The sequence below is a fragment of the Marinomonas aquiplantarum genome (assembly GCF_003314975.1).
Classification (GTDB): Bacteria; Pseudomonadota; Gammaproteobacteria; order Pseudomonadales; family Marinomonadaceae; genus Marinomonas; species Marinomonas aquiplantarum.
The window spans coordinates 59,083-71,915 of the sequence record NZ_QNRF01000002.1; the positions used below are offsets into that span (position 1 = coordinate 59,083).

13 protein-coding genes are annotated in these 12,833 nt (G+C 46.0%); 2 read left to right on the forward strand and 11 right to left on the reverse strand.

From position 1 onward, the window contains the following. Window positions 1-74: 74 nt before the first annotated feature. The 11 genes from DFP76_RS03635 to DFP76_RS03685 all read right to left on the reverse strand — a co-directional run bounded on the left by DFP76_RS03635 (window position 75) and on the right by DFP76_RS03685 (window position 10,022). Window positions 75-1,040, reverse strand: coding sequence for a FecR domain-containing protein (locus DFP76_RS03635; RefSeq protein WP_113873316.1), 966 nt, complete (start codon window positions 1,038-1,040; stop codon window positions 75-77). Continuing rightward, window positions 1,027-1,560 carry a sigma-70 family RNA polymerase sigma factor gene (locus tag DFP76_RS03640; protein WP_113873317.1) on the reverse strand — a complete coding sequence of 178 codons (534 nt, stop codon included), beginning with the start codon at window positions 1,558-1,560 and terminating at the stop codon, window positions 1,027-1,029. The genes DFP76_RS03635 and DFP76_RS03640 overlap by 14 nt, the downstream gene beginning before the upstream one ends. Before the next feature lie 104 nt (window positions 1,561-1,664). Then, window positions 1,665-2,432, reverse strand: a complete 768-nt coding sequence (gene fecE / locus DFP76_RS03645) for a Fe(3+) dicitrate ABC transporter ATP-binding protein FecE (RefSeq protein WP_113873318.1) — start codon at window positions 2,430-2,432, stop codon at window positions 1,665-1,667. 3 nt (window positions 2,433-2,435) lie between these two features. Then, window positions 2,436-3,398: a Fe(3+) dicitrate ABC transporter permease subunit FecD gene (gene fecD / locus DFP76_RS03650; protein ID WP_113873319.1), complete on the reverse strand. Its 963-nt coding sequence runs from the start codon at window positions 3,396-3,398 to the stop codon at window positions 2,436-2,438. Then, the gene (locus DFP76_RS03655; protein WP_245931865.1) at window positions 3,395-4,342 is read right to left on the reverse strand and encodes an iron chelate uptake ABC transporter family permease subunit; all 948 of its coding nucleotides are present in this window, start codon (window positions 4,340-4,342) and stop codon (window positions 3,395-3,397) included. Before DFP76_RS03655 ends, fecD begins: the two co-directional genes overlap by 4 nt. Before the next feature lie 54 nt (window positions 4,343-4,396). Then, window positions 4,397-5,284, reverse strand: coding sequence for a Fe(3+) dicitrate ABC transporter substrate-binding protein (locus tag DFP76_RS03660; protein WP_113873321.1), 888 nt, complete (start codon window positions 5,282-5,284; stop codon window positions 4,397-4,399). Window positions 5,285-5,400: 116 nt separating this feature from the next. Beyond that, window positions 5,401-6,396: a gluconate operon transcriptional repressor GntR gene (gene gntR / locus DFP76_RS03665; RefSeq protein WP_220150978.1), complete on the reverse strand. Its 996-nt coding sequence runs from the start codon at window positions 6,394-6,396 to the stop codon at window positions 5,401-5,403. A 78-nt stretch (window positions 6,397-6,474) separates the two neighbouring features. Beyond that, window positions 6,475-6,978 carry a gluconokinase gene (locus DFP76_RS03670; protein ID WP_113873322.1) on the reverse strand — a complete coding sequence of 168 codons (504 nt, stop codon included), beginning with the start codon at window positions 6,976-6,978 and terminating at the stop codon, window positions 6,475-6,477. 78 nt (window positions 6,979-7,056) lie between these two features. Then, window positions 7,057-8,373, reverse strand: coding sequence for a TRAP transporter large permease (locus DFP76_RS03675; protein ID WP_113873323.1), 1,317 nt, complete (start codon window positions 8,371-8,373; stop codon window positions 7,057-7,059). Then, window positions 8,366-8,923: a TRAP transporter small permease subunit gene (locus DFP76_RS03680; protein ID WP_113873324.1), complete on the reverse strand. Its 558-nt coding sequence runs from the start codon at window positions 8,921-8,923 to the stop codon at window positions 8,366-8,368. The genes DFP76_RS03675 and DFP76_RS03680 overlap by 8 nt, the downstream gene beginning before the upstream one ends. Window positions 8,924-9,005: 82 nt before the next feature. Then, the gene (locus DFP76_RS03685; RefSeq protein ID WP_063332479.1) at window positions 9,006-10,022 is read right to left on the reverse strand and encodes a TRAP transporter substrate-binding protein; all 1,017 of its coding nucleotides are present in this window, start codon (window positions 10,020-10,022) and stop codon (window positions 9,006-9,008) included. A 283-nt stretch (window positions 10,023-10,305) separates the two neighbouring features. On the opposite strand from DFP76_RS03685, the gene DFP76_RS03690 reads away from it, so the two are divergent. Further along, window positions 10,306-12,171 carry a DUF294 nucleotidyltransferase-like domain-containing protein gene (locus DFP76_RS03690; protein WP_113873325.1) on the forward strand — a complete coding sequence of 622 codons (1,866 nt, stop codon included), beginning with the start codon at window positions 10,306-10,308 and terminating at the stop codon, window positions 12,169-12,171. After that, window positions 12,171-12,833 carry a 3'-5' exonuclease gene (locus tag DFP76_RS03695; protein WP_113873326.1) on the forward strand — a complete coding sequence of 221 codons (663 nt, stop codon included), beginning with the start codon at window positions 12,171-12,173 and terminating at the stop codon, window positions 12,831-12,833. The genes DFP76_RS03690 and DFP76_RS03695 overlap by 1 nt, the downstream gene beginning before the upstream one ends.

Genomic DNA, 12,833 nt, shown 5'->3' on the forward strand with positions numbered 1-12,833 from the left:
GGTCTCTTTTAGTAACAGGCCACTTGAAACTGAAAAAAGTATCAGCAAAAAGGAAAAAAGTGCTTTAAAAGACATTATCTTTTTTCTAGTGATACCCAATACCCTGCAAAATGTTTTTTGACTTCAATGGGGTAGGTGTGTGAAAGCATAGTCAGAATGATATTGGTATCTGAGTTCGGAAAGGCCCCTGAAATGGCAAGATCAGCAAGGTTTGGCGACACTCTTATGATGCCATGACGATATCGAGAGACTTCTTTTATGAATTGCGCTAACGGCATGTTGTTGACCGCGATCATATGATCTAGCCAGGAAGTAGACAGGGCTTTGATCGGCGTATTAGAAATAAGTGAGAAGCGAGACAAACTGGCTTCTGTACCAGCAGAAATAACAATGGGGTGGTTTGCCTGTTTCTGGTGAGGCAAGGCGTAAACGTCGCCTTTTAGTGCAACCACTCGGGTGATTTGTTGTTCTTGTCGTACCGCTATATTTTGACCAATAGGAGTCAACTCAACTTCTTGTGTGTTTACTAAAAAAGGGCCATATCTGTGTGGGTTGGAAGCAATTTGAACGTCGATTTCACCCTCTTTTAGGGTTAGTAAACGTTTTTTTTTGCTTAATTCAATATTAAAAGCAGTGGCTGTATTGAGTTTGATGGTGCTGCCATCTGGTAGGGTCACTTTTTTAAATTCCCCTTTTGCAGTGCGATAGTCAGCAAACCATTGTTGATGTTTAACTGCTTGGTAGCCCCCCCATAAGCTTGGACCAGCGGCCAGCAATAAGGCTAATTTACCAATCGCATATCGACGCTCTGAACTGTCAGGACGATTCAGTACTTTAATGGCCATGTCTTTGGGGAGAGACTCTATATCTCCCATGAGCTTTTCAGCCATCAGCCAAGCTTTTTGATTTGCTTTGGATGTATTTTTCCAGTGCTCAAAGGCTATCTTATCTTGATACGACAATGGCGCTTCTTGCTGTCTAATTATCCATTCAGCTGCTTGCTCTAGGCTTGAGTTAGGAGAGGTTTCAGGTGGTTTCAAGGATGTCGTCTTCCATTATACTTAAACACTGAATCAGGGCTTGTTTCATGTAGCGCTTAGCGCTGATAAGAGAAATGCCCATCTCATCTGCAATTTCTTTATATTTCATACCTTCAAGTTGATGCATTAAAAAGACTTTTTTTATATGGCTAGGCATAGCATCTAGAAGAATATCAACCTGCTCCAGTGTTTGGAGCAAAATCAGGCGGTACTCGTCAGAAGAGGCTGCTGCGTCTGGCATAGTACTCAAATAATTAAGATAGCTTTGCTCGAGTGATTTTCGACGATAAAAGTGGCTGATGATGCCTTTTGCGACGGTTGCTAAATAGGGTCTAGGTTCCTTAATCTTATCAATATTATGGCGCGAATGAATGCGCAAAAAGGTATCCTGAGCGAGATCCGCAGCGTCAAAGTGATTGTCTAAGCGTTTACGTATCCATGTATACAGCCAGCTATGGTGATCTGAATAAAGAAAATGCAGCTTTGCATGCGGCATTTTTGAATCCACGAGAGGTGGCATGGAGTAACTCCTAGGAATCGTTAAAAGACAAATGCAAATGATAATGATAATTTATACCATTTAACTATTTGGCTGTTTTTTTGTCAATGTAAGAATATGATTTGCTACTCCACTACGCACATTGGGGTCTTCGCGATAGGATCTTGATGAATTTGCGCCTCCAGTGAGAAGACAGACTTTAGTAGTTCTCGGGTGAGTACGTCGGTCGGCAAACCTTGTTGAATGATATGCCCTTCTTTCATCACGATTAGATGATCACAGTAACGGGCGGCTTGGTTAATGTCGTGCAAGACTGTAATGATGGTTTTACCTTGCTGATTCAGGCGTCGCAACAAATGCATGAGTTCCACTTGGTGGTTGAGGTCCATATAGGTGGTTGGTTCGTCGAGTAATAGATAAGGCGTATCTTGCGCCAGTGTCATGGCCAGCCAAACACGTTGACGTTGACCTCCCGACAGCTCACTCACCAATTGTTCTGCCAGTTCGGATATGCCAGTTTCTTGCATGACCTGATGGATAATCTCTTGATCTGCTTGATTGGTTCTGCCCCAGAATCCTGTGTAGGGGCTGCGGCCATAGGCGACTAAGTCTTTGACCTTAATGCCTTCTGGGATCGGCTGGGTTTGTGGTAACAGTGCGATTTGTCTGGCCAATTGTTTGGAGGGAATCTTATGTAAAGCTTTACCTTGCCATTGAACCTCGCCTTGCATGGGCGTTAATAAACGCGCTAAGGCTTTTAACAGCGTGGATTTACCACAACCATTTGGTCCCAGCAAAGCGATGATTTTGCCTTCTGGTAGGTTCAGATCAATGTGTTTCACAATGGCTTTTTGATGATAGCCAACCGATAACTGTTGAGTGCTAAGTGACATAAATTATTTGGACCTCAAGAGTAACCACAAGAAATACGGTGCCCCAATAATAGCGGTCATGATGCCGGCGGGGAGTTCTATTGGTGGATCTATGGTTCTGGCTGCCAGATCGGCAAGTAACAGCAAAATTGCCCCAACCAACATGGTCGCAGGGAGCAAGGCTTGATGGCGACCGCCGACCAGTTTGCGGGTTAAATGAGGTGCGACTAAACCTAAAAAGCCAATCGGACCACAAATGGCGACGCAAGACGCAGTTAATCCTACTGCAATTGCTAGGGCGGCTAAGCGAACGGTGTTGGTATGAGTCCCTAAGCTGGTGGCGTGTTCATCGCCAAGGTGTATCAAATTAAGTGGTTTGGCGAGCCAAAGTGCTGCGGGTATTAATACCAGCCAGGGCAAGAGAAGGCTCAATTGCGTCCAACCACGTCCCCATAAGCTGCCTGTCAGCCACAAAAGAGCGTTATTAATCTCCAAGGGTTTGACCAGCATAAGAAAATCCACACAGCTGGCATAAAGGGCAGCGAGAGCAACCCCAGTGATGGCTAATTTGACCGTGGTGCTATGTTGGCCGCACAAACGCCATAGAATAATGGCGGCTAAAAAGCTGCCTAATAGGGCAACAAGAGGTAGCCATTCAATGGCGGCATCAGGGAAAAAGGTCATGTAAATCACTGCCGCTAATCCGGCACCATGACTGACGCCTAGAATGTCTGGTGAGGCTAATGGGTTGCGAATAACCCCTTGTACCAATGCCCCGGCCAGCGCCATCATTGCACCAACCAACAGGGCAATGATGATTCGCGGAAATCGGTATTCATGAATGGTGAAGTGGTTTGGGTTGGTATGGTCCCAAAAAGCGTCGACAATCGAATCTAATGGCACAGAGACTGCGCCGAAGAGTAAATTGGCGATGACTAAAAACAGAGTGATGAGGCTGAGAATAAAAAAATAGGAAACGAGTTTCATAAGGTTTTCTTTCTCACCATATAAATGAAGAAAGGCGCGCCAATTAAGGCGAGGATGGCACCCGCGGGCGTTTCCATGGGAAAGATAATGGCGCGACTTAGCGTATCTGCAAGGGCGACTAAGCTGGCACCCAATAAGATCGCGATGGGCAGAAAGCGTCGATGATCTTGTCCGATAAGCAGTTTGGCCATATGAGGTACCAACAAGCCGACAAAACTGATTGAGCCGACTGCGCCGAGCGATGCACCGACTAACAAGAGCACGAGAAAACTCCCGATCAGTTTCACAAACCCGATGGACACACCTAAGTTTCGGGCATTGTCATCACCTAATTGCAGTAGGTTTAGGCTGGGCGACAGTAGGCTTGCCCCCAATAGTCCAACAACAGCCACAGGCCAAAAAGCGTCAAATGTCTGCCAACGAGCGTCCGTTAAACTGCCTGCCAACCAAGTGATGACAGCGGAGGCCTGATCTTCTTCAATAATCACTAGGGCCTTGGTTAAGGCTGCACACAGTGCAGAAATCGCCACCCCAGCAAGAACAAGTCGACCTTGCTCGTTGCCCGTGCGCCAACCACTGCCAAGCAGCATCACTAAGCTCCATGCCAAGCCGCCGCCAATCATGGCGGCCATAGTTGTACCGAGTAAGCCAAACCAAGGGGTGATGGTGGAGACTAAAGCCATGCCGAGAGCGGCTCCCGCGTTAACGCCTAATACGGAAGGTGAGGCCAGTGGATTAAGAGTGAGTCCTTGCATAATGACCCCAGCGGCGGCCAAACAGGCACCAACCAACAAGGCAACAAGCACTCTGGGCAAGCGCAAATCTCGTACTATGTGTTGTGCAATGCTGTCCTGATCAAACTGATACAAGGCTTGCAGCGCATCAAGAGGAGAAATAGTAATGCTCGACCAAGTAAACAAGCTAAGCCAACTGATTAACAGCATAAGACTGGCCAATGCTAGGCATTGGCCAGTGAGCGTAAAAGAAGACGATTTCATCTAGGGTACAAGTATGTCCACTAAGTCCTGGCTCATACGTTCGGCCGCCATAATGCCTCGGCATCGAGACCAGGTATTCTGATTAACTTGATAAATGTGATTTTGACGCGCCGCTTTTAGTACGGAAAACAGTGGTTCGTTGCGCCACTTATCGATGATGCTTGGAGTGACGTAATTACCAATGATGAGGTATTCCGGATTGATCGCAACCAGTTGTTCCAAACCGGTTTGACGATACGCGGTATCATCACGACCGGTTTCTGCATTGGCCAAGCCCAAAGCATGAATGACACCGCCGGCATAAGAGTCTTTAGTGTGTAGAAACAATGCATCATCTCGTGCAACGCCGAATTGTACTTCAATATCTTGAGGTAATTGCTGGGCATATTGCGCCATGATTTTTCTGTGCTGCTGTAGTCGCGTTTGCATGGCTTGGTCTTTACCTATGACCTTACCTATGATGGCAGCGGCCTTTAAACTGTCTTCGTAGGTTTCGCGACGAGAAGGCAGAATTAAGGTTGGGGCAATTTTTTGCAGATCAGCATACACGGCTTCGTGTCGACTAATATCGGCAATGATTAAATCGGGTTTCAAAGAGGCAATGACTTCCATGCTGGGCTGCGAGCGAGTGCCAACGGATGTCCAGCTGCCAATCACTTCTCTCACTTCTTTAAGGACGCGATTGGCCTCTTTGTCATCGGCAATGCCTACCGGACTGACACCAACAGCGGCGAGCGCATCCGCGAAAGAGAATTCTAAAACGACAATACGTTTGGGTTGATAGTCCAGTGTGAAAGAGCCTTTGCTGTCCTCTACCGTCACCGCTTTGGCGGTAAAGGACGTGAGAATAAAGCAGGTAGACAGGATGATGGAAAGCAAACGTTTCATGATTTCGCCTAATAGGTTAAAGAATATATTAATGATAACACTTCTCAATCAATTTTTGTCAGCTAGGTGTGAAGGATTTACGAGTAAAGCGGTGGTCTTTAACCAGTAAGGATGGTCTAAATACTTTCGCCAATATCAATTTTGAAGGGGAGATCGATCACGGCTTGTGTAATTGGGTTGCCTTGTAGCCTTGATAATAAGTGTTCGGCGGCCAGTCGTCCCATGTCTTCTCGTGGCGTGATGACAGTGGCTAATAACGGCACCATGGCGCGTGAGATGTCATGACCATGAAACCCTGCAATGGCAATGTCTTCAGGAATGCGAATGCCAGATTTTTGGCAGGCATAGAGTGCGCCAATGGCTAAGTCATCGTTGGTGCAGAAAATACCATCGGTATCTGGTTGTTGGGCTAGTGCTTCTTTTAGAAAGTTTGCTCCCATGGTAAAGGATGAGGCGCTGTGAGTTTTTAGGCACAAAGGTGTTAGACCGTGGTCTGTCATGGCGGTTTCATAGCCACGAATTTTGAACAAGGTTCTTTGGTCCATTCGGGCAGCAAAATAGACAATTTTTTGGCGACCACGTTTTATCATGCATTCTGTCATGGCATAAGCGGCGGCTTGGTTGTCGATGCCAATGGCTTGCTCGATAGGAGGTGATACGGAATCCATGATTTCGATGACAGGAATGCCGGCCACTGCGAGCATTTTCCGCACACGGTCAGTGTGATAGCTTTCCGAAATGATTAATCCATCCACACTGTAGGACAGCAAGGTCGCAATACGAGACTCTTCGGCCTCTTTGCTATAACCATAGTGGGCCAGCATGGTTTGATAACCAGCGGGTTCCAAGACACTTTCGATGCCTCTTATGACTTCAGAGAAAACCTGGTTGGTTAAAGAGGGCAGTAACACGCCAATGGCGTGGCTTTTTGACTTGGATAAAATGTCCGGTGCGCGATTGGGAATATAGCCAAGAGTTTCTAACGCCGCGGAGATCTTTTCTTGTAAAGGTGCTGAGACAGAGTCAGGTGTTCTTAAATAACGGCTCACCGTCATCTTTGTTACACCGACTAAGTCTGCAACATCTTGTAATGTAGGGCGTTTATTCTTCATCTTAATGGCCATATCCATGATTTGTTACGAGTAACATTACCATAAGCAAATCATGGCAAGGAAGAAAACTCACTCAAATTATGCCTTTTGAGCATAACCTTGGAGTCCATTCATGGCTTCTTTTAAGACGACCTCAGCTTCTTGTGAAATATCAATCACAATGGCTTCTTCTGTAGTTGGTTCAATTAATGTCTCAAACTGGCTTTCCAACATGCCGCGGCCATTGAAGTAATGTCCATTACGTTTTTGATGACGTTGCCAAATGGTATCGATGTCGCCTTTTAAATAAATCATGGCGACGTCATCAAGTCCTCGGCGTAATATTGTCCGATATTCAGGCTTTAAACCAGAACAAGCGATGACAGCGGTAGGGTTTTCATGCAGCAGTTGGTTTAAACTTGCCAACCAGTCTTTGCGGTCTTCATCGGTTAATGGTGTGCCTTCACTCATTTTGGCGACATTTTCAGGGCTGTGAAAATCATCACCGTCAAAAAAAGGGTAACCTAATTGATCCGCTAGGCCTTTACCTATTAAGGATTTCCCGGATCCAGAAACACCTAATACAACAATTCTTTTCGTCATTCTGTTATTCCTTAATCGCCTTGCTAGTTGGCAAGGCGAGGTCTTCGTATAAGCTTCGTCAGACTTTTGGTTTTGTGTTTATTGCCACCAAAGCGCCAATTCTGGGAAGAAAATGACGAGCGCTAGAACGGTGATTTGCAATCCAATAAAAGGCAAAAGTGAGCTAAAAATTTCACCTAAACTGATGTCCTTTGGTGCCACGGATTTCAAATAGAAAGCGGCGGGGCCGAAAGGAGGTGAGAGGAAGGAGACCTGCATATTTAGGCAGAACACCACACCGAACCAAATTGGATTTAGACCCAAGCCGGAGATGATGGGCACAAAGATTGGCATGGTTAGTAGGGCGACACCGACCCAGTCTAGGAACATACCAAGCACTAAGAGTACGAGCATCATGATTAAGACGGTGCCCATAACGCTACCACCACTCAAGGCAAGAATGGTTTCTTCAACGAAATCAATACCGCCCATTAGGTTGTAAACACCGACTAAGGCAGTGGCACCAATGCCGATCCAGATGATCATGCCACAGGTGCTCATGGTCGCCTTGGCACTGTCTTTTAACATGCCTAGGGTTAATTCGCCGCGAATTGCCGCACTGATCATAATCCCTACCACACCTAATGCAGAGGCTTCGGTCACAGAAGCGATACCAGTGTAAATACTGCCAAGTACCGTCATCACAGTAAGTAATGGAAAGAGTAAGGCTTTGAAGTAATTAACATCTTGCTCGGCTGCCAGTTCTTCTTCACTTGGCAGAGGCGCGTAATCTGGGTTTAAGCGACAAATGATGAGAACGTAGGCCATGTAGAAAAAGGCCAAGATTAACGCTGGTAGGAAGGCGGCTTTAAACAAGTCACCGATCGAAACGCTGGCGGTTAGTCCATAAATGATTAACACAATGCTAGGCGGAAGCATGGTTCCTAAAGCGCCACCAGCACAGGTCGTACCGATCGCCAACTTACGGTTGTAGCCCAAGCGTAGCATTTGCGGTAAGGCTAAAATCCCTAGCAATACGGTTTCGCCACCGATAACGCCTGACATAGAGGCCAAGACAATGGCAACCAGCAAGGTTTGTACGGCCACACCGCCGCGCAAACGACGCCCAAATACTTTCATGGCGTCAAATAAGTCACGGGCGATACCAGATCGGTCGAGTAGGGCTGCCATGAGCACAAACATCGGCACAGCGAGGAAAACATAACTGCCGACAAAACCATAAAGACGGCTCGTAATCAGTGGTAGAGCGCCAAAGCCAAACCAACCAATAGCAAACACCAAAGCAACTAATGCGGTGACAAATGCCAGCTGCATGCCCGTTAATAGTAAGAGAATCATAGAGCCAAGCATTAACAGGCTACCGTAGCCAATGCCTAAAGCCGATAAATCAAACATTGTCTTGTTTCCTTAGGCCGTTTAATTCTTGTAGCAGATGTAAGATAAATTGAATAAACATGATGCACAGGGTGACAAAAATCATGCCTTTCACTAACGCTGGGAAAGACGGATCAAAGGCTGAACCTGAGGTTTCAAGACGAATGTCGCCAAACGGTGTAAACCAAGAATCTTGCACCATTTGATAAGCCGCCCAACTGAGTAGACCGGAGAAAACAATGCCCATAATGTGGTGGAAAACATTAAGCCAGCGGCGCACACGATCCGAAACCAAATCGTAAATCAGCACCACACGGACATGCTTGTTGGTAGACAGGGCATAAATACCACCATAGACAAACAAACAGCCGCCGAGGAAGGATGCGGTTTCATGAACCCAAATAGTGGGAGCATTAAATAAATAGCGCATTAAGACTTCGTAAAAGGATATCGCGACAGTAAAAATAAAGAGCAAACTCAACATATTACCAAGCTTATAAATTAAGCGGTCAAGGGCATTGCGAGGCTGCTCTGATGAATCTTGTGAGTCTGGGGGAGTTTGATTTTTCATGATCTTGATCCAATAGGAAAACAGGCGTCAATAAGAAGACGCCTGTTTGGCTGCAAGCAAACTAGTTAAAACAGTCGAATGCTTATAGAAGACCGTTTTGTTCTAGGTAAGACGTAATAGAGTCATAGACTTTCTGTGCATTTTTTGAACTCTTGGCAAATTCTTCCCATTGAGTTCGAGCAATGGCACGAAACTTCTTACGTTCTTCTGCAGACCAATCATGTATGGTGATGTTTGGATCTGCTTGAGCGGCTTTTACCGCTGCTTGGTCAGCAATGCGCAGTTGGGTAGTCATATCCTGAGCAAAATCGCGAACCGAAACGGTTAAGATGGTTTGTAAGTCGGCTGGTAATTTATCCCACTTTTTCTTATTCATCGAAATATCGATTAATGGTAGAGAGTGGAAACCAGGTTGCACTGGGTGAGCGGCAATGTCGTTCATACCGGCTTTTTGGTTAGTTGAGAAAACGGTGTAATCCGCCGCGTCGATGACGCCTTTACTCAAACCAGTAAACACTTCAGAACCAGGTAGGTTAACAGGCGCTGCGCCAGCAGCGGCAAAGACGCGCTGAACCAAACCTTCAGGTGCTCTTAGTTTAAGACCTTTAAGATCTTCAACACCATTTAACGGTACACGAGAAACCAAAGATTCAACACCAGTAGTTGAACCGCCAATGAATTTAACGCCGTAAGGTGCGTACAATTCATTCATTAGCTCGTAACCACCACCGTAGTTAATGTATTGCAGTAGTTGCGAAGTATTTGACCAAGCTCCCACTGTGTTACCAATTAAACCAAAGGCTGGATCTTTGCCTGAGAAAAATTCGGTCGCCGTGATTTGACCATCCAGAATGCCCATCTTGATGCCATCTAATGTTTCAGTATGTTTAAAGATACTGCCAACAGGAAGAAGGTCGATCTCAACTCGGCCACCGGTCATTTCTTTGACACGGTTTACCCATTCTTTTTGAACTTGAAAGTTCTTATCACCCGCTGGGTCAGAAGATTGGAATTTGAAGGTATAGTCTGCGGCGAAGCTAGGTGCGGATAATGCGCAAGCTAGAGTGGCGCTTAACAAAGTGGTGCTGAGCTTTTTCATAGTATGGTTTCCCATTGATTATTTTTTTAGGAAATTCAGAGTTAACCAATAACAAATGTTACCGGTAACTAGCGGGTGAATGTTACCGGTAACTTTTTGTCTTAGTCAAGGTGATTTTGGATAAAAAATTCATATCGTATTGAGATGCTTGATATCTAAGGAAATATTTTTTTGTTTAGACGGAAAACCTAGAGTGATCTTGTTAGACATTGGTCTAAACTGGATTTAGCTCTGTAACAGAAAGGCGCACAATGTGCTTTACACAAAATAAGAAGAAATCAATATGGCCGCCATCGACATTCCTGAAGTGCATAAATTTATTGAGTCCACTCCACCTTTTGCCAGCTTGAGTGATCAAGAGCGCAAGCAGCTTCTCTCTGGCGTTGCCATGTTGTATGTGCGACAAGGTCAGACGTTGGTATTAGAAGATGAGGCGGCGACTGTGCATTTGATTCGTCGTGGTGCCTGTGAAATCCGCACGCCAAAAGATGGTTTGGTCGATCAAATTGCCGATGGCGAGTGTTTTGGTGTATCGAGTGTGATGGCGCAGAATCCTGATGGCTTAAAAGTGGTCGCGATGGAAGACAGCTTGGTGTATCGATTTGATAAGAGTCGATTTCAAGACATGTTAAAGCAGAATGATGCATTTGGGCTTTTCTTCGAACACACTCAACTGCACCGGCGGCGAAAATTGTCACGTCGACGGGACAGTGAGTTGGCTTCACCGGCACTGCAATTATCGACCTCAATTTCACATATTATGACTCGTCAGTTAGTCCAAGCCGATCCCAGTGAAAGCGTTCAAACCATTGCCATGCGAATGACAGAAGCTAGAGTGAGTTCGATATTAATCCTTGAAGAAGACGCCTTGCTGGGCATTGTCACAGATCGTGATTTGAGGTCACGGATATTAGCGTTAGGAGGTTCAGCGCAAGCTGTTGTGGCGGATATTATGACTCACTCCCCAGTCACTTTGTCGCCAGACGCCTTGGTCATGCAAGCGCAAACCCTGATGAGTGAACGCAACATACACCACCTGCCGATTGTTGAAGAAACAGGGGAAGTGGTTGGTATGTTGACGGCAGCGGACTTATTGCGACATCAAGAATTGAGCCCTCTGTTGTTTATTAATCAGATTCATCGACAAACGTCGGTGGAAAGTTTGGCTCGTATTTGCCAGCAGTGGCCAACCTTGATCATCAATTTGATTGTTACCGATATGAAGCCTGCTGACATTGGTAAAGTGCTGGCGACTGTCAGTGATAATCTGACAAAACGTTTGATTGAATTGGCTGTGGTGGCTTTGGGCGAGGCGCCAATGGACTTTCAATTCTTGGTGTTTGGTTCCCAAGCTCGTCAGGATCAATCTTTGGGCAGTGACCAGGATAATGGTTTGATGTTGGAGAGAGAGCCAGATGCGACAGAAGCCGCTTATTTTGCGGATTTATCAGAATTTGTCTGCAAAGGTTTGGCATCTTGTGGCATTCGTCTTTGCCCTGGCAACATCATGGCCAGCAACCCTCAGTGGCGTAAAACACAACAAGGTTGGCAGCAAGCATTCGCACAGTGGATAAAAAGCGCCGCTCCCAGTGCGTTGTTACATGCCAGCATTTTCTTTGATATTCGCTGTGTGTTTGGTGACGATGCTCCGGTAAAGCGATTGATTGAAGGTATGCAGGTCGAGGTTGCGCAAAACAGTATGTTTCTTGCCACACTGACTCGTACTGCGATTGCGACAAAACCGCCATTGGGCTTCTTTCGCCATTTCCTATTGGAGTCTTCCGGTGAACACAAACATCAGCTGGATTTGAAACATCAGGGATTAGCTTTGATTAATGATTTAGGCCGCTTATATGGTTTATCTTGCAAGGTCTATCGGGAGTCGACATTAGAGCGAATAGAACAGGCCATTCGTGAACACCTTATAAGCGTTGATACAGCTCGGAATTTAATGGATGCATGGGATCATTTAAATGGTCTACGGCTTGAAGCGCAAAGCCGTCATTGGCAAGTGTCGGGGACCGCGAGTGCTTACCTGGATCCGAAGAAATTAAGCCCTTTAGAGCGAAAGCACTTGAAGACTACTTTTAGCATCATTAGCGATGTACAAGACATTGCTCAACAGAGATTTCTTCGAGGATACAGTTGATGTGGTGTCGTCTTTTATCATGGATTAAACATTGGCGGCAGCAGCGGCAATCTTTGCTCCGGAGATGGTCGGATTGGGAATATGTGGTGCTGGACATTGAAACGTCAGGGCTGGATGCAAAGCAGGACCATATTGTGAGTCTAGGCTGGGTTTGTATTAAACAAGGGGTGATTGATTTAGACAGTGCTCGTCATCTGGTATTGGACACGGCAGAGGTCGGTGAAAATGTCGGTATTCATATGATTACCGATGCGGATATTCAGCAATACGGAAAAAAACAAGAAAGTGCATTACGCTATTTGAGACATTTTCTGCGAGGGCGAATTTTGGTGGTACACCACGCACCGTTGGAAATTAGCTTTCTTAAGACTGCCTGGCAAAAGCATCTTTTGCCTGCTTATGGATTAACCTGGCTCGATACTTTGATGTTGGAAAAGGTTAAGGCGGATCGAGCGCAACAACCGATTCAAGAAGGTGGCTTTCGTTTGAATCATTGTCGGGAGCGTTACGGCTTGCCAGATTATCAAGGGCACGATGCTTTAACCGATGCGCTGGCGACGGCAGAGTTGCTATTGGCACAAATTGCTTACCAAGGGAAAAACTGCCGCCTTTATGATTTGAGTCTGATGGCGGGAGGGCGAAGCCGTCTATCACCTCGTTAA

Excerpts from the sequence above, each read along its gene's own strand:
- DFP76_RS03640 (WP_113873317.1), bottom strand. The coding sequence starts at position 1,560 with ATGCCACCTCTCGTGGATTCAAAAATGCCGCATGCAAAGCTGCATTTT.
- DFP76_RS03685 (WP_063332479.1), bottom strand. The coding sequence starts at position 10,022 with ATGAAAAAGCTCAGCACCACTTTGTTAAGCGCCACTCTAGCTTGCGCA.
- DFP76_RS03695 (WP_113873326.1), top strand. The coding sequence starts at position 12,171 with ATGTGGTGTCGTCTTTTATCATGGATTAAACATTGGCGGCAGCAGCGG.
- fecD (WP_113873319.1), bottom strand. The coding sequence starts at position 3,398 with ATGAAACTCGTTTCCTATTTTTTTATTCTCAGCCTCATCACTCTGTTT.
- DFP76_RS03680 (WP_113873324.1), bottom strand. The coding sequence starts at position 8,923 with ATGAAAAATCAAACTCCCCCAGACTCACAAGATTCATCAGAGCAGCCT.
- gntR (WP_220150978.1), bottom strand. The coding sequence starts at position 6,396 with ATGAAGAATAAACGCCCTACATTACAAGATGTTGCAGACTTAGTCGGT.
- DFP76_RS03655 (WP_245931865.1), bottom strand. The coding sequence starts at position 4,342 with ATGCTGTTAATCAGTTGGCTTAGCTTGTTTACTTGGTCGAGCATTACT.
- DFP76_RS03660 (WP_113873321.1), bottom strand. The coding sequence starts at position 5,284 with ATGAAACGTTTGCTTTCCATCATCCTGTCTACCTGCTTTATTCTCACG.
- DFP76_RS03670 (WP_113873322.1), bottom strand. The coding sequence starts at position 6,978 with ATGACGAAAAGAATTGTTGTATTAGGTGTTTCTGGATCCGGGAAATCC.
- fecE (WP_113873318.1), bottom strand. The coding sequence starts at position 2,432 with ATGTCACTTAGCACTCAACAGTTATCGGTTGGCTATCATCAAAAAGCC.
- DFP76_RS03675 (WP_113873323.1), bottom strand. The coding sequence starts at position 8,373 with ATGTTTGATTTATCGGCTTTAGGCATTGGCTACGGTAGCCTGTTAATG.
- DFP76_RS03690 (WP_113873325.1), top strand. The coding sequence starts at position 10,306 with ATGGCCGCCATCGACATTCCTGAAGTGCATAAATTTATTGAGTCCACT.